General features: G+C 64.9%; 22 protein-coding genes, 1 other RNA gene and 1 pseudogene. 15 read left to right on the top strand and 9 right to left on the bottom strand.

Annotation, left to right across the window (positions count from 1 at the left end; genetic code table 11):
• Window positions 1–12: 12 nt before the first annotated feature.
• Entirely contained in the window at window positions 13–900 is an 888-nt protein-coding gene (locus tag M0D43_RS09530; RefSeq protein ID WP_252164429.1) for a helix-turn-helix domain-containing protein, read from the bottom strand.
• A gap of 96 nt (window positions 901–996) precedes the next feature.
• On the opposite strand from M0D43_RS09530, the gene pobA reads away from it, so the two are divergent.
• Window positions 997–2,187, top strand: a complete 1,191-nt coding sequence (pobA, locus tag M0D43_RS09525; protein WP_252164428.1) for a 4-hydroxybenzoate 3-monooxygenase — start codon at window positions 997–999, stop codon at window positions 2,185–2,187.
• A gap of 411 nt (window positions 2,188–2,598) precedes the next feature.
• A complete protein-coding gene (locus M0D43_RS09520; RefSeq protein WP_162301000.1) occupies window positions 2,599–3,111 on the top strand; it encodes a nuclear transport factor 2 family protein in 513 nt (170 codons plus the stop codon).
• Window positions 3,112–3,224: 113 nt separating this feature from the next.
• On the opposite strand, the gene glpK is transcribed toward M0D43_RS09520, so the two are convergent.
• The 4 genes from glpK to M0D43_RS09500 all read right to left on the bottom strand — a co-directional run bounded on the left by glpK (window position 3,225) and on the right by M0D43_RS09500 (window position 8,413).
• Window positions 3,225–4,724, bottom strand: a complete 1,500-nt coding sequence (gene glpK / locus M0D43_RS09515) for a glycerol kinase GlpK (protein WP_252164427.1) — start codon at window positions 4,722–4,724, stop codon at window positions 3,225–3,227.
• A 132-nt stretch (window positions 4,725–4,856) separates the two neighbouring features.
• On the bottom strand, window positions 4,857–5,678 hold the full coding sequence (locus M0D43_RS09510; RefSeq protein ID WP_252164426.1) for an MIP/aquaporin family protein: 822 nt from the start codon (window positions 5,676–5,678) through the stop codon (window positions 4,857–4,859).
• A gap of 170 nt (window positions 5,679–5,848) precedes the next feature.
• Window positions 5,849–7,363, bottom strand: a complete 1,515-nt coding sequence (glpD, locus tag M0D43_RS09505; RefSeq protein WP_252164425.1) for a glycerol-3-phosphate dehydrogenase — start codon at window positions 7,361–7,363, stop codon at window positions 5,849–5,851.
• Window positions 7,364–7,585: 222 nt separating this feature from the next.
• The gene (locus M0D43_RS09500) at window positions 7,586–8,413 is read right to left on the bottom strand and encodes a DeoR/GlpR family DNA-binding transcription regulator (protein ID WP_252165010.1); all 828 of its coding nucleotides are present in this window, start codon (window positions 8,411–8,413) and stop codon (window positions 7,586–7,588) included.
• A gap of 54 nt (window positions 8,414–8,467) precedes the next feature.
• On the opposite strand from M0D43_RS09500, the gene M0D43_RS09495 reads away from it, so the two are divergent.
• On the top strand, window positions 8,468–8,617 hold the full coding sequence (locus M0D43_RS09495) for a hypothetical protein (protein WP_252165184.1): 150 nt from the start codon (window positions 8,468–8,470) through the stop codon (window positions 8,615–8,617).
• Window positions 8,618–8,769: 152 nt separating this feature from the next.
• On the opposite strand, the gene M0D43_RS09490 is transcribed toward M0D43_RS09495, so the two are convergent.
• Both M0D43_RS09490 and M0D43_RS09485 read right to left on the bottom strand, forming a co-directional pair.
• Complete coding sequence (locus tag M0D43_RS09490) at window positions 8,770–9,753, bottom strand: PDR/VanB family oxidoreductase (RefSeq protein ID WP_260808166.1); 984 nt, start codon at window positions 9,751–9,753, stop codon at window positions 8,770–8,772.
• A 100-nt stretch (window positions 9,754–9,853) separates the two neighbouring features.
• The gene (locus tag M0D43_RS09485; RefSeq protein WP_252164424.1) at window positions 9,854–10,930 is read right to left on the bottom strand and encodes an aromatic ring-hydroxylating dioxygenase subunit alpha; all 1,077 of its coding nucleotides are present in this window, start codon (window positions 10,928–10,930) and stop codon (window positions 9,854–9,856) included.
• Window positions 10,931–11,181: 251 nt separating this feature from the next.
• On the opposite strand from M0D43_RS09485, the gene M0D43_RS09480 reads away from it, so the two are divergent.
• From M0D43_RS09480 to M0D43_RS09435, 10 genes are all read left to right on the top strand, one after another.
• Complete coding sequence (locus M0D43_RS09480) at window positions 11,182–12,045, top strand: CoA transferase subunit A (protein ID WP_260808165.1); 864 nt, start codon at window positions 11,182–11,184, stop codon at window positions 12,043–12,045.
• The gene (locus M0D43_RS09475; protein ID WP_252164422.1) at window positions 12,042–12,830 is read left to right on the top strand and encodes a CoA-transferase subunit beta; all 789 of its coding nucleotides are present in this window, start codon (window positions 12,042–12,044) and stop codon (window positions 12,828–12,830) included. The genes M0D43_RS09480 and M0D43_RS09475 overlap by 4 nt, the downstream gene beginning before the upstream one ends.
• A complete protein-coding gene (gene pcaF / locus M0D43_RS09470) occupies window positions 12,827–14,035 on the top strand; it encodes a 3-oxoadipyl-CoA thiolase (protein WP_260808164.1) in 1,209 nt (402 codons plus the stop codon). Before M0D43_RS09475 ends, pcaF begins: the two co-directional genes overlap by 4 nt.
• Window positions 14,036–14,112: 77 nt before the next feature.
• The gene (pcaH, locus tag M0D43_RS09465) at window positions 14,113–14,850 is read left to right on the top strand and encodes a protocatechuate 3,4-dioxygenase subunit beta (RefSeq protein ID WP_260808163.1); all 738 of its coding nucleotides are present in this window, start codon (window positions 14,113–14,115) and stop codon (window positions 14,848–14,850) included.
• Window positions 14,851–14,854: 4 nt separating this feature from the next.
• Entirely contained in the window at window positions 14,855–15,418 is a 564-nt protein-coding gene (gene pcaG / locus M0D43_RS09460) for a protocatechuate 3,4-dioxygenase subunit alpha (protein ID WP_260808162.1), read from the top strand.
• 355 nt (window positions 15,419–15,773) lie between these two features.
• Entirely contained in the window at window positions 15,774–17,126 is a 1,353-nt protein-coding gene (locus M0D43_RS09455) for a 3-carboxy-cis,cis-muconate cycloisomerase (RefSeq protein WP_260808161.1), read from the top strand.
• A gap of 10 nt (window positions 17,127–17,136) precedes the next feature.
• Window positions 17,137–17,919 carry a 3-oxoadipate enol-lactonase gene (gene pcaD, locus M0D43_RS09450; protein ID WP_260808160.1) on the top strand — a complete coding sequence of 261 codons (783 nt, stop codon included), beginning with the start codon at window positions 17,137–17,139 and terminating at the stop codon, window positions 17,917–17,919.
• Between the two features lie 25 nt (window positions 17,920–17,944).
• Window positions 17,945–18,349: a 4-carboxymuconolactone decarboxylase gene (pcaC, locus tag M0D43_RS09445; protein ID WP_252164416.1), complete on the top strand. Its 405-nt coding sequence runs from the start codon at window positions 17,945–17,947 to the stop codon at window positions 18,347–18,349.
• A gap of 44 nt (window positions 18,350–18,393) precedes the next feature.
• Window positions 18,394–19,320 (top strand): alpha/beta hydrolase, encoded by a 927-nt coding sequence (locus tag M0D43_RS09440; RefSeq protein ID WP_260808159.1) that lies wholly within the window; start codon window positions 18,394–18,396, stop codon window positions 19,318–19,320.
• A 60-nt stretch (window positions 19,321–19,380) separates the two neighbouring features.
• A non-coding RNA gene (locus M0D43_RS09435) (sX9 sRNA) lies at window positions 19,381–19,456 on the top strand.
• 152 nt (window positions 19,457–19,608) lie between these two features.
• Here M0D43_RS09435 and M0D43_RS09430 read toward each other — a convergent pair.
• A complete protein-coding gene (locus M0D43_RS09430; RefSeq protein WP_260808158.1) occupies window positions 19,609–20,469 on the bottom strand; it encodes an IclR family transcriptional regulator domain-containing protein in 861 nt (286 codons plus the stop codon).
• A gap of 147 nt (window positions 20,470–20,616) precedes the next feature.
• On the opposite strand from M0D43_RS09430, the gene M0D43_RS09425 reads away from it, so the two are divergent.
• Together M0D43_RS09425 and M0D43_RS09420 are read left to right on the top strand one after the other, a co-directional pair.
• Window positions 20,617–21,477, top strand: coding sequence for a PA4780 family RIO1-like protein kinase (locus M0D43_RS09425; RefSeq protein WP_260808157.1), 861 nt, complete (start codon window positions 20,617–20,619; stop codon window positions 21,475–21,477).
• A 277-nt stretch (window positions 21,478–21,754) separates the two neighbouring features.
• Window positions 21,755–22,723 (top strand): alpha/beta hydrolase, encoded by a 969-nt coding sequence (locus tag M0D43_RS09420; protein WP_252164413.1) that lies wholly within the window; start codon window positions 21,755–21,757, stop codon window positions 22,721–22,723.
• 296 nt (window positions 22,724–23,019) lie between these two features.
• On the opposite strand, the pseudogene M0D43_RS09415 reads toward M0D43_RS09420, so the two are convergent.
• Window positions 23,020–23,704: pseudogene (locus M0D43_RS09415) on the bottom strand (DUF2490 domain-containing protein).
• Between the last annotated feature and the right edge of the window lie 178 nt (window positions 23,705–23,882).

Here is a 23,882-nt window from a genome sequence, read left to right as displayed (position 1 = left end):
TTTTGGCCACGTTTACTCCCCGTTGCGAAAGCGCGTCGGCGAGCAACCGGCGTACCGGGCGAAGTAGCGACTGAAATAGGCAGCGTCGAAAAACCCAAGGCTCTCGGCAACCTGTTGCACGCTTAGGCTGGTGTAACGCAGTGTGCGGCGTGCCTCCAGCATGATCCTGCGGTGCAGCAGTTGCAGTGCAGAGGCGCCAGCCAAGCGCTGGCACAACGCGTTGAGGTGACCGGGCGTCAACCCAAGGTGATCGGCATAGCGCGAAATCGGCCAGTGGGCGCGGTAGTGCTGATCGATCAAGCCTTGATAGGCGCGGAGATGGCGCAGTGCCGGGTCCGCCTGCGGGCTGATCGCTGCGGCGTCCTGTGCGCGTTCCAGTGCCGTGCGCGCCATCCAGATGACCAGCTGCGCCGCCGCGGCCTGTGCGGCGATGTCATGGCCGATCCGTCGGCGCGCATGGTCCTCGGCAATACTGCCGAACACCATATCCAGCCATCTGCGCGCGTGCTGCACCTGCACAACTGCTGGCGTCGTCAGCACCTGTTGCAGCAACGGCGCAGCACTTAACGTGGTTTTTACCAGCGGCATGCACATGGTGACGACGTGCCCGCGTACTGCCGGATCGAATGCGAAACCATGTACGCAAAGCGGTGGAAGCCACACCACGCTCGTGCCGCGCAGACGTTGCGTGCGCCCATCCAGCTGCAGCGTCGCCGGCCCACGTTGCACGTAGACCAGTTGCGCCAAATCTTCGTGTCGATGCGGGACGATCTGCCAATCGTGCAGCCGGCTGCGGGCGGCAATCGATTCCCAGTGCAGCAACTCCGCGGCATCGGCGTGTTGCTCGCCATACAGGCCAAAAGCAGGGACTGCAGCAGCGCCGGTCGTAGGTATGGCCATCGTCGAAAAGTCCAAGGACTGCACGCAATCATCCCTTCAATGCGCGGGTTTGGCTACCGACACTGCATGCATCGCCATCCAGGCCAGGAGCAGTGCATGCGAACGCAGGTTGCGATCATCGGCGCCGGCCCCTCCGGCTTGTTGCTAGGTGAACTGTTGCGGCTCGCCGCCATCGATTGCGTCATCGTCGAGCGGCAGACACCCCAGCATGTGCTGTCGCGTATCCGCGCCGGGGTACTGGAGCAGGGGAGTGTGGAACTGCTGCAGCGCGCCGGCGTGGGCGAGCGGTTGCAGCGCGAAGGTCTGCTGCATCACGGTTTCGAATTATCGCTCGACGGTCAGCGCGAACGCATCGATCTGCTGCGCGGCTGTGGCCGCGGTGTCACCGTGTATGGGCAGACCGAGGTCACCGCCGATCTGATGAACGCCCGTCAGCGCAGCGGTGCACCCACCCATTACAACGCGCAGGACGTGACTCTGTGCGATGTGGAAGGCACTGTGCCCGCCGTGGAGTTCACGCAGGACGGCCAACGCAAGCGGCTGGAGTGCGATTACATCGTCGGCTGCGATGGTTATCACGGCATCAGCCGCGCCAGCATCCCCGCCGAGCGCCTGCGTGTGTTCGAGCGCGTGTATCCGTTCGGCTGGCTCGGCGTGCTGGCCGATACGCCACCGGTGCACGAAGAGCTGATCTACGCACGCCACCCGCGCGGGTTTGCGCTGTGTTCGATGCGCTCGCCCACCCGTACGCGCTATTACATCCAGGTGCCTGCGAGCGCGCAGGTGGAGGCCTGGAGCGATCAGGCATTCTGGGACGAGTTGCGTGCACGGCTGCCGCCTGCGTTGGCGGCGCAGCTGGTCACCGGCGCATCGATCGAGAAGAGCATTGCACCGCTGCGCAGTTTCGTTGCCGAACCGATGCAGTACGGCCGTCTGTTCCTGGCCGGCGATGCCGCGCATATCGTGCCGCCCACCGGTGCCAAGGGGCTGAATCTGGCACTGGGCGATGTCGGCCTGCTGGCGCAGTTGTTCGAGCGTTGGAAGACGAGCGGCGATGCCAGCGTGCTGCAGCAGTATTCGGGATTAGCCTTGCAGCGCGTGTGGAAAGCCGAACGTTTCTCGTGGTGGATGACCACGCTGTTGCACCGCTTCGACGACGAAGACGCATTCACTGCGCGGCTGCACGGAGCGGAGTTGGATTATCTGCTCGGGAGCGAGGCAGGGCGCGCGACGCTGGCGGAAAATTACGCAGGCCTTCCGTTGGCAGCGTTGTCCGAGGCCGCGTAGCGACTGCCCAAGACCGTGGGCGGCGTGGTTGTACGGATTCCATGTCGCTTGGCTCCGTACATGCGATAGGAGCGCACTGCAGCGCTCCCGCAAGACAGCTTGACCGCACACGGCAGTCGCAGATCCGTTGCCGTCGCTGCAGGAATCGCACAATCAACAGCAACATCGGGGCAACCCTATGCGCATTGCAGCACGTCAGTGGCTGCGAGCACACGGGTGATGTTTTTCTCACCACCTGTGCCGCAAGTGCCCAGGTGCACCTGCGGGCGGCTAGCGGGCGAGCGAACGTCACCGGTAGGGTGGCGATGACGCGTAGATCCGGCTGCAAGGACGCGTCATTCCCCGCTCAACGGAACACCGTGCTGGCATCCCCCGATGAGCGCAATGCCATCCTCCACCCAGGAGTACCCCATGAAGAAGTTGCTCACCCGTGCCTTGCTGTTGGTCACGCTGCTAGCGCCAGTGGCCGCGTTCGCGCAGACCGCGGTCACTGCAAATCCCAACCATCAGAAGATGCTGCTCGGCTCCACCTGGTATGAAACTGCCAACAAGCGGCTGGTCTACGATTTCTGGCGCACCGTGTTCGAAGCGGGCCAGGTGCAGTACGCGCCGATGTACATGGACAAGAACTACATCCAGCACAATCCGAATGTGGCCAATGGGCGAGATGCATTCATCGCCTTTCTAACCGCATTCGTGAAGCCGACGCCGGTGCAGCCGCGCGTGCAGTTGCCACTGGTGGCCATCACGGCTGACGGTGATCTGGTGACCCTGGTGTCGGTACGCACCTTGCCTAATCCCAACAAGCCGGGCACCACGTACACCACCACCTGGTTCGATATGTTTCGGATCGAAAAGGGTTTGATCAAGGAACATTGGGACCCGGATACCATCGCCGGCCGTGCCAGCACCGGCGGCCAGTAAGTAACGCTGCAGGCAGTGCTGCATTGCGTAGCCCTGCTTGGTTCGTCCATGCAGATGATTGGCCAATCACAGCGCCCACCTCATGGTGGGCGCCGTCGTGTTGACGTCAACGATCAGCTGATGCGGAAACCCATCGTCGCGTCCACTGCCTGCTGCCAGCCGGCGTAGAGCTCTTCGCGCTTGTCGTCGGCCATGGCCGGTTCAAAGCGGCGATCCACCGCCCATTGTTTGGCGATCTCCTCGCGGCTGCTCCAGAACCCGGTTGCAAGACCTGCCAGATACGCCGCACCCAGTGCAGTGGTCTCTGCGACTTCCGGGCGGAGCACCGGCACATTGAGCATGTCACTCTGGAACTGCGCCATGAAGTCGTTGGCGATGGCGCCGCCGTCGGCACGCAGTTCTTTTAGTTCGATTCCGGAATCGCTCTGCATCGCGGTGAGCACGTCGCGGGTCTGGTAGGCCATCGATTCGACTGCCGCACGTACGAAGTGCTCCTTGGTGGTGCCACGCGTCAGCCCGAACACGGCGCCGCGGATGTCGCTGCGCCAGTATGGCGCGCCCAAGCCCACGAAGGCCGGCACGATATACACACCGTCGTTGTCGCCGGCACGCTCGGCGTAGGCCTGCGAATCGCTGGCCTTGCCCAGCATGCGCAGGCCATCGCGTAGCCACTGCACCACCGAGCCGGCGACGAAGATGGCGCCTTCCAATGCGTATTCGACTTTGCCGTCGATGCCCCAGGCGATCGTGGTCAACAGGCCGGCCTTGGAGATCACCGCCTTGTCGCCAGTATTCATCAGCATGAAACAACCGGTGCCATAGGTGTTCTTCGCCATGCCCGGCTCGAAACAGGCCTGGCCGAACAATGCCGCCTGCTGGTCGCCGGCGATGCCGGCGATGGGCACCTGTTCGCCATAGAAATACTGGGTCTGGGTCATGCCATAGACCTCGCTGGACGAACGGACTTTCGGCAGCATCTGCGCGGGCACGTCCAGCATGGCCAGCAGGTCCGCGTCCCATTCCAGCGTGTGGATGTTGAACATCATGGTGCGCGAGGCATTGGTGTAATCGGTGACGTGCACCTTGCCGCCGGTGAGGTTCCAGATCAGCCAGCTATCGATGGTGCCGAATGCCAACTCGCCTTTTTGCGCCCGTTCGCGGGCGCCTTCGACATGGTCGAGGATCCACTTGACCTTGGTGCCGGAGAAATACGCATCGATCAGCAGGCCGGTCTTGTCGCGCACCATCTGCTCATGCCCGGCCTCCTTGAGCTGGGTGCAGATGTCCTTGGTCTGCCGCGATTGCCACACGATGGCGTTATAGATCGGCTGGCCGGTGGCCTTGTCCCACACCACCGCGGTCTCGCGCTGATTGGTGATGCCGATCCCGGCAATCGCGCGCGCATCGATCTGCGCGTTGTTGAGCAGCTCGGTGATGGTGGTATAGACACTGGTCATGATCTCGCGCGGGTTGTGTTCCACCCAACCCGGCTGCGGAAAGATCTGCCCGAACTCGCGCTGCGCCACGCCGGCCACCTTGCCCTGGCGATCGAACAACATCGCACGTGAGCTGGTGGTGCCTTGATCGATCGCAAGGACGTATTGCTTTTCCATCGGAGATTCCTCGAACAATGCCGGCGCTGGCGCACGGCGAGAAAGTGGGTAGTGCACGCCGCTGCTCGGAAGGCCGATGCATCCAGGCCTGCGCGGCAGCGGCGCCGTGCTGTCAGTCGTGCAGCAGTGCGATCAGCGCGGATCGAGCGGTGGTTTGCCGCCCTGCAGGTGGCGCACGCGTGCCGGCAGGAACGGCAGGATCAGCCATTGGTAGGCGAGCGCGCCGATCGGGCCGCCGATCAACGGTCCGACGATCGGAATCCACCAATAATTGTCCTTTGCCGGCAGCGCTGCTTCGCCCCAGCCGGCAAAGTAAGCGAACAGACGCGGGCCGAAATCGCGCGCCGGGTTCATCGCCCACGCTTCCAGATAGCCCATCGACGCACCCAGCGTTGCCACCAGCAAGCCGATCATCAACGCGCCGGAGTTTGCAGTCGGTGCGGCTTCGTTGAATTGCTCGGTGATGGCGAAGATGCCGAAGATCAGGAACGCGGTCATGATGATCTGGTCGACCAGCGCATGCATCGGCGTGACCGCAAGACCGGGCGCGGTGAAGAACACACCGGCCGCGCCGCCGGCTTCGCGGCTCAACTGCTGCACCTGGTTGAAATGATCGATCACCGGCCCGTACAACTGATAGACAATGGCCGCGCCCAGGAAGGCGCCGATGACCTGGGCAATCCAATACGGCACCACCTTTTTCCACGAGAAATCGCGGAACAGTGCCAGCGCCAGCGTCACTGCCGGGTTGGCATGCGTGCCCGACACCGAGCCGGTGACATAGATGGCCAGCGTCACCGCCAGGCCCCAGGCGATACACACGCCCCAATAGGCGTTTTGATACGGACTGGGGTCGTAGAGGATGTACATCGCCGCGACCGAGTCGCCCAGCGCGATGATGATGAACATCGCGACCGCTTCGGAAATCAACTCACCCACGAGTTGGCGGCTCATGCGCGCATGCTCGCGAGAAGATCATCGCAACGCACAGGCGATTGCGACACGCGCGTCGGCGCGCAGGGGGAATGGGTCGTGCTCATCGGGGGTGCCCTCCACAGGGTGATGCAGGCAGTGCGCCAGGATACGTCGCCGGACGACCCGTCCTCGCCGGCAACGCGGTGTGTTCAAACGGTCGCGAGCTCGGCGGATTGAAGCGCCTGCGTCTGCAGATACGCTTGCAGCCGCTGACGTCCGTCCGCATCGAGCCGAAGCCCGAGTTTGCTGCGACGCCACAGGATATCGTCGGCGGTCTGCGCCCATTCGTGTTGACGCAGGTAGTCCACCTCGGCCTGGTACAGATCTGCACCGAAGTGCTCGCCCAGGCCGGCCACATCCTGCGCATCGCCCAGCAGCCGTTCGGCGCAGGTGCCGTAATTGCGCACCAGCCGCTGCGCGGTCGCCGCCGGCAACCAGGGGCGGGCGGTGCGCACGCGCTCAAGCAGGCTGGCGATATCGCGTTGTTCACCGCCCGGCAGCGCATCGCCACGCGCGGTCCACGCCGGCTTGCGTGTGCCCAGCGCGTGGGTGAGCCGGTCCACCGCTTCTTCGGCGAGCTTGCGGTAGGTGGTCAGCTTGCCACCGAACACATTGAGCAACGGCGCGCCATCGGTGATCACTTCCAACTGGTAATCGCGCGTGACCTCGGCGGCATTGTCTTCGGCATCGTCCAGCAGCGGGCGCACGCCGCTGTAGTTCCACACCACATCGGCAGGGCTGATCTGCTGCTGGAAATACAGGTTCACCGCATCGCACAGGTACTGGATCTCGGCCGCATCGATCTTCGGCGCGGCGGGGTCGGCCTCGTAGTCGACGTCGGTGGTGCCGATCAGGGTGAAGTCATGCTCGTACGGAATGGCGAACACGATGCGCCGATCCGGTTGCTGGAAGATGTAGGCGTGATCGTGATCGAACAGCTTGGGCACCACAATGTGGCTACCCTTGACCAGCCGCAGCGCATGCTCGTGGGGCACTGCGGCCACGTTGTCCAGGAAGGACACTGCCCAAGGCCCAGCCGCATTGGCCAGCGCGCGTGCCTGCACGGTGCGGCGGCGCCCCTCGCGATCTTCGAGTTCGGCATACCAGAACCCGGCATCGCGCCAGGCACCGACACAGCGCGTGCGGGTATGGATCTTGGCGCCGCGTTTAGCCGCGTCCATCGCGTTGAGCACCACCAGCCGCGCGTCCTGCACCCAGGCATCCGAATACACAAACCCAGTGCGCAGCGATTCCTGCAGCGGCGCGCCGACCGGATGCGTCCGCAGCGATAGCCGGCGCGAGCGCGGTAGGCTGCGCTTGCTGCCGCCGAGGTGGTCATACAGGAACAGTCCGGCGCGGATCATCCAGGCCGGGCGCAGATGCGGCTGATGCGGCAATAGAAAGCGCAGCGGCCAGATGATGTGCGGGGCCAGGCGCAACAGCACCTCGCGCTCGGCCAGCGCCTTGCCGACCAGTGCGAACTCGTACTGCTCCAGATAGCGCAAGCCGCCATGAATCAGCTTGGTGCTGGCGCTGCTGGTATGCGCGGCCAGATCGTCTTGCTCGCACAGACACACCGACAGGCCGCGTCCGGCCGCATCGCGGGCGATACCGACCCCGTTGATGCCGCCGCCTACCACCAGAAGATCGTACGTTTCGCCCATCGGTGCCTCCGTCCAGGTGCGCTGTAAGCGAACCTAAGTTGTCATGTCCGAACATATTCGAACATTCAACCTTTTCGGGGCGTGAAGACGCGGTTCGCCCGTAAATCAAGGCATCTATAGATGGATCAAGCAATGGATTGGCTGAAATCGATTCAATGCACGAATCGATGCCAGGCATCCAGACGACGTCCAGAGGGCGCAAACGTACTTAAACGAACAATCTCAGGTGCCGCCGTCGGCATCTGCCAGGTGGACCCGGGTGCCGGCCTCGGCCAGCACCTTGGCCAGTTCCTGCGGCGGCGGTCGGTCGGTGAACCAGTCGTGCACCTGTGCGATCGCCCCCAGCCGCACCATGGCGTTGCGGCCGAACTTGCTGTGGTCGGCGGCCAGCACCACCTGGCGCGAGTGCTCGATGATGGCCTGGGCCACACGCACTTCCTGGTAATCGAAATCCAGCAACGCGCCGTCCAGATCGATACCGGAAATGCCGATCACCCCGAAGTCCACCTTGAACTGACGGATCAGCTCCACCGTGGCCTCGCCGGTCACGCCCTGATCGCGCCCGCGCACCACGCCGCCGGCCACGATCACCTCGAAGCTGGGATTGGCGCTGAGCATCACCGCTACATTGAGGTTGTTGGTGATCACCCGCAGCCCGCGGTGCTGCAGCAACGCACGCGCGACTTCCTCGTTGGTGGTGCCGAGATTGATGAACAGCGAGGCATCGTCGGGAATGAAACGCGCGACGTGCGTGGCGATGTGCTGTTTCTCGCGTGCCTGCAACGCCTTGCGTGCGGTGTAGGCCAGATTTTCGACGCTGGAAGGCATGCTGACGCCGCCGTGGTAGCGGCGCAGCACGCCGGCATCGCACAGCAAGGTCAGATCGCGCCGAATGGTTTGCGGGGTGACCTCAAAGCGCGTGGCCAGGCCTTCCACATCGGCAAAGCCCTGCTGCCGCACCAGCGCCACCAATTGCTCCTGGCGCGGGTTCAATGCCGGCGCCGGGACAGTCCTGTAGTGAGTCGACTCCATGCGCAGATGATCGCGTATACGCGTGAGGATGCAAACACGGTGGTGCGCGCGCGCAGAGGGCGCTAACGATTGATGGCCAATACCGGCCTGGAGCCATGCACGCTGAGCGAAAATGCCGAGCGCCGCGCTGCGGCTTTCGCGTACCCGGGCCGCATGCGGCCACTCAGCAAGCTCGGCAAGGTTTCGGTGGAGGCCACCGCCTTCACCATGTGCGCGTGCTGAAACGCCAACCAGTGAGTTGCCAGCAATGCGCAACGAAAGCAGTCGGCTAGGTGCCGACGGCACGCAGGCGCCACAACGCACACGCATTACGCGCCCAGTCGCAACATCAGCCGCGCCCGCCAGACGACACGCGTGGCCGGCCTGACTCCGATTCAGCCCAGTTCGCTGCGATAGCCGGTATCGATGCTGATGCTGCCGCCCACCGCGCGCGACACGCAGGCACAGAGCTTGCGATTTTCGCGGCGCTGTTCGTCGCTGAAGAACACATCGCGGTGATCGATATCGGCTGAGCTGTCCAGCACTTCCACCGCACACAAGCCGCATTCGCCACGGCGACACTCGGCGATCAGCTCCACGCCCGCATCGGCCAGTGCGTCCAGCATCGATTCGTTTTCCGCTACCGGCACTTCCAGGCCCAGCCCTGGCAGTTTCACCACGAACGCCTGCGCCGGCACCCGCCCGCTATTGCCGAAGGTTTCGAAGTGCAGCCGCGCACGCGGCCGGCCGGCCGCGTGCCAGTGCTGGCGCACCGCTTCGAGCATGCCCAGCGGCCCGCAGACATACACCTCGGCATTGGGCGACAGGCGTGCCAGTTCGGCAGCCAGATCGGGGGGGCCTGCCCTGTCGTCGCATTGCAGTTGCAGGCGCTCGCCCAGCAGCGCTTCTAGCGTGTCGACATAGGCCATCGCGCTGCGTGAGCGGCCGGCATAGAGCAGGCGAAATGCGGGATGGCGACGGGCCAGCCGTTGCGCCATGCCGATGATTGGGGTGATGCCGATACCACCGGCGATCAGCAAGATTTCCTCGCCGCTTTCATCCAGCGGGAAGTTGTTGTTGGGCGGCGACATCTCCACCACATCGCCCGGCGCCAGCGTCCACATGTGCAGCGAGCCGCCACGGCTGTCGGGCATCTGTCGCACTGCAATCTGGAAGTATCCATCGGCGCGGGGTTCGCCCACCAACGAATACGAGCGGACATCGTCGCGACCATGCAGCGGCACGCGAAAATCCACATGACTACCAACCTCGAAGCTGCGCGCGGCGGTACCGGGATCGAGCACGATTTCGCGCACGCCAGGACAGGCATCGGCAATGCTGACGACGCGGGCGCGATGCCACTGGGTGTCTTTACGCATGAAGGGCTCCAGGCAATGAGGCGTGCCGGCCTGTGCCGGCAGGAATGGCGCTGCGATGGGTCGCTGTGATCGATGGCATGGCGTGCCGCATGCGGTGTGCTCAGCCCACCATGCGCAGCGACAGGTCCTGCGCGCGTTGTTCCTGCGCGATCAAGCGGTCGATCACGCGCCGCGCCCACATGCCGCCGGCATCGACGTTAAGGTTGTAGAAGGCGTGATCCGGGTGCGCATCGATGGCGCGCTGCTGCGCCTCCAGCACCACTTCGTCCTCGCCGAAGATGCCGGCGATGGTGTTGGTGTGGGTGGTGGTCGTCGACTGATCGTGCAGCGCATAGTTGCGCATGAACGCCCAGAAGTAATGACACGTGCGATCGGTTTCCGGGGTCACGGTATTGAGCACATAGGCGTTGACGCCCTGGCTGCGGTCGCCTTCCGGCGCGCCGGTGCCGGCGATCGCCACGCCCACGTCGATGGCGATGGTGCCGGGTGCTTCGAAATTGATGATCTGCCAGCGATCGACCTTGCCGTGGTAGCCGAGATGACGGGCGATCTGGCCGCCCCAGAACGGTGGCGGGTCGATGTTGTGCATCCAGCGCGAGACGGTGACGGTGCGCTCGCCATGCACGACATCGAAAGGCGTTTCGGCTACCGCATCCTGACCGATGCTCGAGCCATGCACGAAGGTCTCGTGGGTCAGGTCCATCAGGTTGTCCAACACCAGCCGGTAGTCGCATTTGGCGTAGATGGTGCGGCCATCGCCGGCCCAGGCCGGGTCGTGCGACCAGTGCAGATCGGGAATCAGGCGCGTATCGGCCTTGGCCGGGTCGCCTGGCCAGATCCACACATAGCGGTGCTTTTCGGCAACCGGGAAGCTGCGTACGCATGCCGAGGGGTTGATGGTGTCCTGCGAGGGCATGTGCACGCATCGCCCCTGCGTGTTGTAGACCAGCCCGTGATAGCCGCACACCACGTCGTCGCCACGCAGCTTGCCCATCGACAACGGCACCAGCCGGTGCCAGCAGGCGTCCTCAAGCGCGACCACCGCGCCGGCGGTGGTGCGGTAGACCACCACGTCCAGGTTGCAGATCTTGCGTGGGCTGAGCACGTGCTTGATCTCGTGGTCCCAGGCGACGGCGTACCACGCGTTGAGGGGAAACAGCGGCTTGGACTGCGACATGACCGTGACTCCTGGGTGTTGAGGCAACCTGGATGCGACGCGGCATACGCCGGCCGGCAACGAGTTGACGCGCGTGGCAACGCTGGCGTCTGCTTGCGAGCGAAGTTATGTATACACCGGAGACAATGTGGGTGCATTACGGGTTTGCCGAAATTGTGCGAATATCGATTTATATCACCGATTATCGGATTGACCGGCCCACCGGCTGCGCCTACCGTGACTGCACGCTCGCTGCGCTGGAAGGGAATGCAATGGCCGAAATCGTCACTCTTGCGGACGCCGTGTCGCAGCTGATCGCCGATGGCGATTGCGTGGCGATGGAAGGCTTCACCCACCTGATTCCGCATGCGGCCGGGCACGAGGTGATTCGCCAGCGCAAGCACGATCTGCGCCTGGTGCGTATGACCCCCGACCTGATCTACGACCAACTGATCGGCGCCGGTTGCGCGGCAGCGCTGCGGTTTTCCTGGGGCGGCAATCCGGGCGTCGGCTCGCTGCACCGGCTGCGCGATGCGGTGGAACACGCCTGGCCGCAGCCGTTGCAGATTCGCGAGCACAGTCATGCCGATATGGCCAATGCCTATGTGGCCGGTGCATCGGGTCTGCCGTTTGCGGTGCTGCGGGGGTACGTCGGCTCGGACCTGCCACGCGTCAACGACAGCATCAAGTTCCTGCAATGCCCGTATACCGGCCAAACGCTGGCCACATCGCCGGCAGTCAACCCCGATGTCACCGTGATTCATGCCCAGCAGGCCGACCGCCGCGGCAACGTGTTGCTCTGGGGCATTCTGGGTGTCCAGAAAGAAGCCGCGCTGGCAGCGCGCAAGGTGATCGTGACGGTGGAAGAGATCGTCGACACGCTCGACGCGCCGCCCAATGCCTGCATCCTGCCGCGCTGGGTCGTCGATGCGGTTTGCCTTGTTCCCGGTGGCGCGGCGCCGTCGTACGCGCACGGCTATTACGCACGCGACAATCGCTTCTATCTGGCCTGGGATGCGATCGCGCGCGACCGTGCGAAGTTCCAGGCGTGGATCCAGACGCATATCCTGGACACCGACGATTTCGCCGGTTTTCAGCGTGTTTACGCACAGTCGCAGCAGCAGGTGGCCGCATGAGCACCTACAGCACCAACGAGATGATGACAGTGGCCGCCGCGCGCCGTCTGCCCGATGGCGCGGTGTGTTTTGTCGGCATCGGGTTGCCGTCCACTGCCGCGAATCTGGCCCGGCTTACGCATGCGCCGGACGTCACCTTGATCTACGAATCCGGCCCGATCGGTGCACGCCCGCAGGTGTTGCCCTTGTCGATCGGCGACGGCGAGCTGGCCGAGACCGCCGACACTGTGGTGTCCACGCCAGAGATCTTTCGTTACTGGCTGCAAGGCGGACGCGTGGATGTGGGCTTTCTGGGCGCAGCGCAGATCGATCGCTACGCCAACCTCAACACCACCGTGATTGGCCCGTATGACGCACCGAAAACGCGCCTGCCCGGTGCCGGTGGCGCGCCGGAAATTGCGGCCAGCGCCAAACAGGTGTTCATCATCATTCGCCAATCCAAACGCAGTTTCGTGCCGACGCTGGACTTCATCACCACGGTCGGGCATCTGGACGGTGGCGATGCGCGCGCGCGTGCCGGCCTCCCCGGCGCCGGCCCGACCGTGGTCGTCACCGACCTGTGCGTGATGGAGCCCGACCCCGTGACCCGCGAACTCACCGTGACCTCGCTGCATCCTGGAACAACGCGCGAGCAGGTCAGCGCAGCGACCGGTTGGCCGATCCGCTTCGCTGCCGACCTCGCGCAAACCACCCCGCCCAGCACCATCGAGCTGGACGCCTTGCGCGCGCTGCAGGCACGCACCGATGCAGCGCATGGTGCCCAGGCAGCGGGAGCGGAGGCATGAGCGAGGTCTATTTGATCGATGGCATCCGCACGCCGATCGGCCGTTACGGTGGCGCCTTGTCCAGCGTGCGCGCCGACGACCTGGGCGCGGTGCCGATCGCTGCGCTGCTGGCGCGGCAGCCGCAGCTGGAGCCGGCCGCAATCGACGATGTGTACCTGGGCTGCGCCAACCAGGCCGGCGAAGACAATCGCAATGTCGCGCGGATGAGTCTGTTGCTGGCCGGCTTGCCCTCTTCGGTGCCGGCCAGCACGCTCAATCGCCTATGCGGTTCGGGCTTAGACGCAATCGGTACGGTAGCGCGCGGCATTCGTGCCGGCGAACTGGATCTTGCAATCGCCGGTGGTGTCGAATCGATGTCGCGCGCGCCGTGGGTGATGGGCAAGGCCGACAGCGCGTTCGCCCGCACCCAGCAGCTGGAAGACACCACCATGGGCTGGCGCTTCATCAATCCTCGACTGCAAGCCGCCTATGGCACCGAATTGATGGGCGAAACTGCCGAGAACGTCGCACAGCGACATGCCATCGCGCGCGAAGACCAGGATGCGTTTGCACTGCGCAGCCAGCAACGCGTGGCGGCGGCGCAGGCGGCCGGCTTCTTCGATGGCGAAATCACCTCGGTGGCAGTGGCCGCGCGCAAGGGCGGCGATGCCAGCACTGTCGAATACGATGAGGCGCCGCGGCCCAACACCACGGCCGAGATGCTGGCCAAGCTCAAACCGGTGTTTCGCCAGCCCGGCACCGTGACGGCCGGCAATGCCTCCGGTCTCAACGATGGCGCGGCCGCCTTGCTGCTGGCTTCTGCGCAGGCCGTGCAGGCGCATCGGTTGACACCGCGCGCGCGGGTGCTGGGGTTCGCATCGGCAGGGGTGGAGCCGGCGTTCATGGGCATCGGCCCGGTGCCGGCCACCCAGCGCCTGCTGGCGCGTTTGAACTTGCGCATCGCGCAGTTCGATGCGATCGAACTCAATGAAGCCTTTGCTGCGCAGGCGCTGGCCTGCACGCGCGCATTCGGGCTGGCCGACGATGCCGAACACGTCAATGCCAACGGTGGCGCGATCGCGCTGGGGCATCCGCTGGGCATGAGCGGCGCGCGGCTGGCGCTGACCTTGTTGCGGCAGCTGGAAGCCAGCAACGGGCGGCTCGGGCTGGCCAGCATGTGCATCGGGGTGGGGCAGGGGGTGGCACTGGCGATCGAGCGCCTGTGAGCCAGCTGTTGCAACCTGCCTCGCCTTCCCTCGTACCCATGTCGTTCTAGTCGCCTTACTGCCGACGGAGATTCAAGATGCGCGACCCAACCTCTGAAGACACTGCCATCGCTGCCGATCCGCTGCTCGGCTACCGCCGCAGCCGGCCTGGTACGCAGCCGGCGTATCTGCATCCGGCATACGCCTCCACCAGGCTGCGTGGGCCCACGCGTGATCCGATCGACCTGCCGGTCACGCTGTCGGAGGTCACCGGCCCGCGACTGGATCGGCTCACCTTGGACAAGCACGCCGCCGATCTCACTGCAGGTTTCAGCGGCGCGCCGTTAGGTGAGCGCATCATCGTGTCTGGCCGCGTGCTCGATGAAAACGGCAAGCCGGTCCGCAACAGCGTCGTGGAAGTGTGGCAATGCAACGCGGCTGGTCGCTACCAGCACGCAGGCGATCAGCACGATGCGCCACTGGACCCGAACTTCCGCGGTACCGGACAAGTGCTCACCGACGCGCATGGCCGCTACAGTTTCAAGACCATCAAGCCGGGTGCTTATCCGTGGCGCAATCACTACAACGCTTGGCGACCGGCCCACATCCATTTTTCACTGCATGGCGATGGCATCGGGCAACGGCTGGTCACCCAGATGTATTTCCCCGGTGACCCGTTGCTGGCGTACGACCCCATCTACAACTGTGTCGACGATGCACTGGCGCGCGAACGCATGGTGTCCAGTTTCGATTGGGAAAATGCGGTCAGCGAATATGCGCTGGCCTATCGCTTCGACATCGTCTTGCGCGGCCGCAAACAAACGGTCTGGGAGTGACACGATGAGCCTGCATGCAACGCCGTCGCAAACCGTCGGCCCGTATTACCGGCTTGGGCTGGAGCCGCTGTATCGCCAACAGATCGCACCCAAGCAGGCCGCAGGCACGCCGGTGCAGATCAGCGGTTGCATTTTCGATGGTGCCGGCGCGCCGGTAGCCGATGCGGTGCTGGAAGTGTGGCAAGCCGATGCAGCCGGCATCTATGCGCATGCGGCCGATGCGCGCTGCCAGGCGCACGACCCCAGCTTCGACGGTTGGGGCCGTATACCGACCGATGCGCACGGGCGTTTTTCCTTCAGCACCATCAAGCCGGGCAGGGTGGCTGGACCGGACGGCAAGCTGCAGGCAGCGCATCTGACCGTCCTGGTGTTCATGCGCGGCCTATTGCGTGGCGCCTCCACGCGCCTGTATTTCGCCGACGACCCGCAGCTGGGCAGCGACCCGATCCTGGCGCTGGTGCCGGCCGAGCGACGCGCCACCTTGTTTGCCCAACCAGGCGCAGGTGGCGCCTACACCTGGGACATCCACATGCAGGGCGATGCGGAAACGGTGTTCTTCCGCTATTGATCGGTATGCCGATGAGGAAACGCCGTGCGCGTGCCGCAGCAGGGCTGCCACGCTGTCTGCACGCTGGTGCATGAAGCGCCGGTGGCAGCCAGCTGCGGAAGTACTTGCTGCTACGAAGGCACCACGGCGTGGGTCGCGGGCCATGGACCGTGGCGCCTCATGCTGACCCACCAATGACAGCGCGCATCGTGGCCAACACGCACACGTGCCCAGTCGTGCGCATGCATCCCATCCCCACGTGGCATCACCCACATCACCCCGCCAGTGGCAGGCGCGCAAACCGCCTTGCCCTTTCGTCTAGTTGGCACCTTGGCACATCGGTGCGATGCTGCCGGCACGCCTAGAGATGCAATGCATGAGTGCGACATCTTCGCTGTTGGGATCCTTGTTCGGCGAGCCAGCGTGCGACGCCTTGTTTGACGATGCCGCGCGCGTGCAGGCGATGCTGCAGTTCGAATCCGCGCTGGCGCGTGCGCAGGCCCGGTGCGGGGTGATTCCGGCCGAGGCCGCGCAGGCCATTGCCGCTGCCTGCGATGTCCGGTACTACGATCTGGCTGCGTTGGCGCAGGCCACAGCATTGGCCGGTAACCCCGCCATTCCGTTGGTCAAGGCGCTGACCGCCCAGGTGGCCGCGCACGACACCGCTGCCGCGCGCTGGGTGCACTGGGGCGCCACCAGCCAGGACGTCATCGATACCGGCACGGTGTTGCAGGTGCGTGCTGCGCTCGATCTGCTGCTGCCACGTCTGCATGCCCTGTGCGCCGAGCTGGCCGCGCTGGCCGAACGCGAACGCACCACCGGCTTGCCCGGACGCACCTTGTTGCAGCAGGCGGTGCCGGTCACCTTCGGGCTCAAGGTCGCCGGCTGGCTGGATGCACTGCAACGGGCGCATCAGCGCCTGCAGGCCTTGCGGCGCGATGCGCTGGTGTTGCAGTTCGGCGGCGCAGCCGGCACCCTGGCCTCGCTCCAGGAGCGTGGCCTGGAGGTGGCGCAGGCGCTGGCGAGCGCCCTGGAGTTGCCGCTGCCCGCGCTGCCCTGGCACACGGCGCGCGACCGCATCGTCGAGGTCGGCTGCGCATTCGGCCTGTTGGCCGGCACGCTGGGCAAGATCGGTGGTGATGTGGTGTTGCTGATGCAATCGGAAGTGGGCGAAGTGTTCGAGCCTGCCGCTGCCGGCAAGGGCGGTTCGTCGGCAATGCCGCACAAGCGCAATCCGGTCTCCAGCGTGTCAGCCGTTGCCGCGGCCACCCGCGTGCCCGGCCTGGTCGCCACCTTGTTCAGCGCGATGGCGCAGCCGCACGAGCGCGCGGCCGGACAATGGCATGCCGAATGGGACACCTTGCCGCAGATCGTCTGCCTCACCGCCGGCAGCCTGTCGCAGATGCAGCTGTGCCTGTCCGCTCTGGAACTGGACCGCGCGCGCATGCGTGCGCATCTGGACAGCCACGGCGGGCTGCTCTACGCCGAGGCGGCGGTGTTCGCGCTTGCGCCGCAGCTGGGCAAGCCGCAAGCGCACGCCCTGGTGGAACAGGCGGCGCTGCGCGCGCAGGCGCAGCAGCGGCATTTGCGCGAGGTGCTCGGCGAGGATGCGCAGGTGAGCGCCGTGCTCACGCACGCGCAACTGCAAGCAGTGTTCGATGGCGATAGCTGGCGCGGTATGTCCTCGCTCTGGATCGACCGTGTGCTGGCTGGATCTTCTCCCTGTTGACGGTGCTTCGATGGCCTATCTGCAATTGCCCACGCATCGCCTGCATTACCGTGTGGACGGCACCGAGGGGCGGCCCTGGCTGACCTTCTGCAATTCGCTCGGCACCGACCTGCATATGTGGGACGTGCAGATCGAGGCCTTCGCCCCGCATTACCGCATCCTGCGCTACGACCGCCGCGGCCACGGCTATTCGGAGACGCCGCCGGGTCCTTACAGCGTCGCCGACCTGGGCCAGGACGTGCTGGCGCTGTGGGACGCGTTGGAGATCGCGCAAAGCGATTTCTGCGGCCTGTCGATCGGCGGCCTCACCGGCCAGTGGTTGGGTCTGCATGCACCGCAGCGCCTGCGACGGCTGGTGGTCTGCGCCACTGCGCAGAAGATTGGCAGCGCCGCCACCTGGGAAACCCGCATCGAACACGTGCACAGCGAAGGCCTGCCGGTGTTGATCGATGCCACGCTGCAACGCTGGTTTACGCCGGCATTCGCCATCAGCCACGCGCAGCGTCTGGACATGATCGCTGCTGCCTTCGTTTCCACCTCGCCGGCTGGCTACATCGCCTGCTGCCAGGCGGTGGCCGAGGCGGATTTCCGCGGTGCACTGGACGGGCTGAGCCTGCCGCTGCTGGCACTGGCAGGCGACGATGACCCGGTATGCCCGCCATCTGATTTGCGCGAGATCGCCTATGCCGCGCCGGATGGTCATTACGCCCAGGTGCCCGGCCGCCACATCTGCAACCTGGAGTCGCCGGCCGCGTTCAACGACGCGGTGCTCGGCTTTCTTCAGGCCCATTGAGCTCACCACTTTGCAAGGACACACCATGCACGAAGACGAACGTTATCAAGCCGGCATGCGTGAGCGCCGGCGCGTCCTTGGCGATGCGCATGTCGACCGCGCGCTGGCCGCCCGTAGCGAGTTCACCGAAGAATTTCAGGACCTGATCACCCGCTACGCCTGGGGCAGCATCTGGACCCGCGACGGCCTGCCGGCGCACACGCGTTCGCTGCTCACTTTGTCGATGATGGTCGCGCTGGGCCACGACGAAGAATTCAAACTGCACGTGCGTGCCGCGCGCAACAACGGCGTGACGCCTGCGCAGATAAAGGAAGTGCTGCTGCAAGCGGCAATCTACTGCGGCGTGCCGGCCGCCAATCACGCCTTTGCGCTGGCCAGGCCGATCCTGGACGAACAAGTCGCTGACACCGGCACAGCGCCAGCGGCGTAACCCGGGTAAGGTCTGCGGTCACCCCGTGCATCCCGAGACACCGCATGACGCGTCGATTCGCATGTCTTCTGCTGTTGTTGCTGACGACAGCAATGCTGCAGGCACAGCCGCAGCCAGGTCCTGGCACTGTGTTGTCGCACGTGCGCGCGGACGATGGCCAGATGCTGGCGGTGTGGTCGCGGGTGCCCGCACAGCCGCGCGGCACGATTGTGCTGGTACACGGTCGCACCTGGAGCGCGTTGCCCAATTTCGATTTGCAGGTGCCCGGCGAACCCGGCGATACGCGCTCTGTGCTGGCGGCGCTTGCGCAGGCCGGCTATGCCGCTTACGCGGTGGATCTGCGCGGCTATGGTGGCAGCGCACGCGATCGCACTGGCTGGAACACGCCCACGCGTGCGGTGGCCGATGTGCGCAACGTGCTGGCCTGGGTCGCGCAGACCCATCCCGGACTGCCGTCGCCGGCATTGCTGGGCTATTCCAATGGCGCGCGCGTTGCGCTGCTGCTTGCACAGCAGCAAGCGCAGGCGATGTCTGCACTGGTGTTGTTTGGCTTCCCCGATGATGTGGACGCAGCGCCCGCGCCGGCGTTGCCGGCAGATCAGCCATTGCGGGCCCCCACCACGGCTGCTGCGGCCGGCGAGGATTTCATCACTGCCAATGCGGCATCGCCGGGCGTGCGCGCGGCCTATGTCGCGCAGGCGCTGGCAGCGGATCCGGTGCGCACCGACTGGCGCGCGATGGAACAGTTCTCCTTTCAACCCGAGCAGGTCGCGACGCTACCGGTCCTGCTGTTGCGCGGCGTCGACGACCTCATCGCCACCCAGGCAGACAACGCTCATCTGTACGCGCGTTTGCGCAGCGAAGATCGCAGTTGGGTGACCCTGCCGCACGCCGACCACGTGGCGCAGGTCGAAGACAGCCACGCGGCGTGGGTGGATGCGGTGGTGAGCTTTCTGCGCCGGCCGCGCTGAGAGCCGCTCACACAACGACTGTGCAGCGCTCAGGTGGGCCCGGTCTGTGCTCGATGCGGCATGTGTTACTCATACACCGCCGTTCCTGCGCGCCGTCCACACCCGGCTGACGACTGCTCGCTACGATGTGTTAGCCGCTCCCAGCCGGCACGCGCGCAACAACAAGTGGCGATCAACCCGAAGGCGTCGGGTCCAGGTCTTTTCGGCGCGGCGTGCTGCGCCTTGCGCGCATCTAGCATGCGCAAGGCGTGGCGGCGCTGAGACTTGACCTTCGCGGCCAGAGCCGCTCTAGCTCAACAAGGTTCCCAGCCGCTGCGCCGCCTGCTTCAGCGGTTCCAGCAACTGCGTTTGCATGGTCTGCAAGCTCACCCGCCCGGCCTGGGCGCCGATGTTGAGCGCGGCGATCACCTCCCCGCGCAGGTTGCGCACCGGTACGGCGATCGAGCGCAGGCCGATTTCCAGTTCCTGATCGGTCAGGCACATGCCTTCGCGGCGCGTGCGTGCCAGCACCTCCAGCAACGCCGAGGCCTGGGTCACCGTGCGATCGGTGCGCGGACGCAAGGTGGTGCGTTCCAGATACGCCTGCAAGGTGTCGCCGGGCAGGGCAGCCAGCAACACCCGGCCCATCGAGGTGCAATACGCCGGCAGCCGCGTGCCTGGGCGCAGCCCGATCGACATGATGCGCACCGTCTCCGAACGCGCCACGTACAGCAGATCGTCGCCATCCAGCACGCCCAGCGAGCAGGATTCGTGCAGTTGGTCGCGCAGCCCGTCCAGTACCGGCTGCGCCGCTGCGGTCATCGACGAAGACGCCGCGTACGCGCCGCCGATTCCCAGCACGCGCGGCAGCAGCACGTAGCCACGCCCTTGCTCGCCCACATAGCCCAGCTTGGCCAGCGTATGCAGCACCCGCCGCACGGCCGCGCGCGAGATGCCGGTTTCCAGGCTGATCTGCGACATCGTCACTTCGCGCGCGTGCTGGGCGAACACGCTCAGCACCACCAGTCCGCGTCCCAGCGAGGTCATGAAGTCCGGGTCACCCTGGGCGGCGGCGATCTGCTGCATCAGCTCATGCGGCAGGCCGCGATCGCTACCGGCCGCAGCCACGGCGGCGGGACGTTTACGACGGCTGGAGGCGGGCTCGGGCATAGGAGTGCGGTGCGGACAGGTCCCTGCATGGTAAGCGCTTGCGCCACTGCATGCCCCCGCTCACAGTCTGTGCGCGGGCATGTAAGCGCTTCACCCTGCTTGCCGCATAATTGCCGCTGGTTTGTTCCGGATCGGTGCTCTTAGTCCATGAAAACCCCCAAGGGCCTGCAGCCGCTGATCGACGACGGCGTCATCGACGAAGTGTTGCGACCACTGAAGAGCGGCAAGGAAGCATCCGTCTACGTGGTCAGCGCAGGCGTCGACATCCTGTGCGCCAAGGTCTACAAGGACATGGCGCAGCGCAGTTTCCAGGCGCGCGTGCAATACCAGGAAGGCCGCAAGGTGCGTGGTAGCCGTCAGGCGCGTGCGATGGGCAAGGCCACCAAGTTCGGCCGCAAGGAGGCCGAAACCGCCTGGAAGAACACCGAAGCCGATGCGCTCTACCAACTGGTGGATGCCGGCGTGCACGTGCCGAAACCGCGCGGCTACTTCCACGGCGTGCTGCTGATGGATCTGGTCACCGATGACGCTGGCCACAGCGCACCAAGGCTTGGCGAGGTGGAGCTGGAACCGGAACAGGCGCGCGTCTTCCACACCAGCCTGATCGGCGACGTGGTCAAGATGCTCTCGCTGGGCCTGGTGCACGGCGATCTGTCCGAATACAACGTGCTGGTCTCGCCCGATGGCCCGGTGGTGATCGACTTCCCGCAGGTGGTCAGCGCCGCCGGCAACAACGCCGCGCGCGACATGCTGCTGCGTGACGTGCACAACCTGCGCGACTGCCTCGGCCGCTTTGCACCGGAGTTGCTGGAGACCCACTACGGCGAAGAAATGTGGGCGCTGTTCGAAAAGGGCGAACTGCGTCCGGACAGCGTGCTCACCGGGCGCTTCAAGTTCGATACCCGCCGCGCCGACGTGCGCGCCATCCGTGCCTCGATCGAAGATGCGCGCCAGGAAAACCTGATCCGCCAGCAGGGCCGCGAAGCGGCTGCGGAAGACGAGGACTAAACGCGCTCAAAAGCCGACTGTGCCCACTGTCAGGTGCGCAGTCGGCAGCGCATTCGCTGCGGTGCAGTGCACAAATATCCAGCCGGCGGGGCGTTGCGCAGGCACCGGCGCTCGTCCCCCAACGTGTGCCGTCGGGGCCATATCGCACAGGAATTGTGGGGTTTTTGCGGTCGTTCGCGGCAGTCCGACCAAGTCGTGAAGTACTAGTTCACGATTTGAATAGTGATGGTTCATAACAATCTGGCAAGCTCGACAACTGGTTATCGGAGAGTTCGCCATGTCGTTTGATCCTGATGTCTTGCGCCTGTTCGCCCAGCTTCAAGAGGCGGCGCAGCCGCCCATGGAAACCCTGCCGATCGAAGGCGCACGCGCGATGATGCGCGCGGTGGGCGCGCAGTTCGGTTTCCCGCGCATAGAGATGGCCGAGGTGCGCGATCTGCAGGCCGATGCCGCCACCGGTGCCGTGCCGTTGCGCTTGTATCGCCCCACGGGGCTGGCGGCCGGCCCAGCTCCGACCTGCCTGTTCGTGCACGGCGGCGGCGGTCTGGTCGGCGATCTGGAGTCGCATGACGATGTGTGCCGGCAACTGGCGGCGCGTGCTGGTTGTCAGGTGCTGGCGATCCACTACCGTCTCGCCCCCGAGCATCCGGCGCCGGCCGGCGTAGAAGATGTCATCGCGACGTTGCATTGGCTGGTTGCCCACCCCGACACGGTTGGCGCCGATGTGCAGCGGCTTGCCATCATCGGCGACAGTATCGGCGGCGCCATGGCCGCGGTTGCCGCGTTGGCTGCACGCGATGCCGGAATTGCCTTGCGTTGCCAGCTACTGGTCTATCCGCTCACCGACGCACGCCAGGACAGCGGCGTGTATCCATCGCGCTCGCTCAACGCCGGGCTGCCGCCGTTGACTGCGGCGGCAGTGGACTTCTTCAACCGCCATCTGCTGCCCGATATGGCGGTTGCCAACGACTGGCGTGTCTCACCGATGCTGGCGCCGGATGTCGCCGGTGTTGCGCCGGCATTGGTCGTGGTCTGCGACCGCGACATGCTCTACGACGAAGGCTGCGCCTATGCCGACCGCCTGCGTGCTGCGGGTGTGGAAGTCACCCTGCATAGCTTCCCGGGCATGATCCACGGCTTCATCAATATGGGCAGCGTCTTGCGCGCTGCCGGCGAAACGTTGGACCTGGCGGCGTTGACGCTACGCCAGCGCCTGCTGCCGGCGATCGAACGCAGGGCCGCTTGATGACCTGCGGCAGCCGTGCCAATGCACGTGCTGCCGCAGCAGTGGCGGGTTGATCCAATGCGCGATGCGTCTTTCACTCAGCGCAGGCATGTTCGGCAAGACACGCCATGCAGGCATGCCGCCGGTCTGCATGCCGGCGGCATGGCGCGCTGAGCGCCACGCAGATTGCACGACGTTGATCGGCGATGCTGATCCACTTTCTTGAATACGTCGCATCGGCTAGTCCAACCCCATCAGCGTTGCCTAAACGCACTGCTTTCAGTCCGCCTGTGCAACGCCATGCAAGCAAGTGATGCTTAGAAGTTGAAGCGGAACGTGGTCATCAACACGTGGTTTTCCCGATCCACTGCGCGCGTGTTGACGAACTGATTGAGCTAACCGACATCGGCATCGGCATTGAATTTCCAGTTGATGCCGACGAAGACGCGATGCTGATCCAGACCGCGTCGCGCACCCGATTGCGTCTGATCCAGATTGACGAACACTTCGTTGAACGCCGCCCACGACAGTTGCGGGCTGACGCCGCTCTGGCGCACCGTGCGGAGCATCTGCCGCACGCGGTAACCCTCATCGCTGAAGTCTTCACGGTGGCGCTGTTCCAGACGCATACGGCTGGTAATGGTGCTGGTGGCGATCGGATCGAACTGGTATTGAAATTGCCCCCACCAGCGATTTTCGCAATTGGAGGACTGGCCTGCCGGATGGCTGATGATGGTGTCGTAGCCCATCCAGACGCTGGCCTTGGGGTTAAGGCGATATCAGTTGATCGAACTGTTCGCCTTCTTCGCGCCAGCGCGGATGTACATCCATGCTCCATTACACATTTTCGACCGGCAGCTTTCCTTGCGCATACATGCTCAGCCAGTAACGACCATCTTCGTCGGTGTTGGCACGGGCTGGCGAAAGAGCGGCCAGTGTCAGCAGCAGAGCAAGGCCGGCAATGCGAGCCATTGCCGACAGTAAGGTGCTGGAAGCGGTCATGTGCTGACATGTGTCGGCGTTGGCAAAACATGGCAGCATGGTTTGCGCTGCCTCGGGCGGCTCTTCGGCCAATCGTTCCGGTTTTTCGTCTATCGCTTCACTCATCGGGATGCGCCATCGTTTCACCGTGACGCGCAACGGCGACCGAGGCTCTCAGAACGATGTGTTAGCAGCCGAT

The organism is Xanthomonas prunicola (genome assembly GCF_025266575.1).
Lineage (GTDB): Bacteria > Pseudomonadota > Gammaproteobacteria > Xanthomonadales > Xanthomonadaceae > Xanthomonas > Xanthomonas prunicola.
Note: the sequence above shows the minus strand (reverse complement) of the source record. Positions and strands in the feature narration are given on the sequence as shown.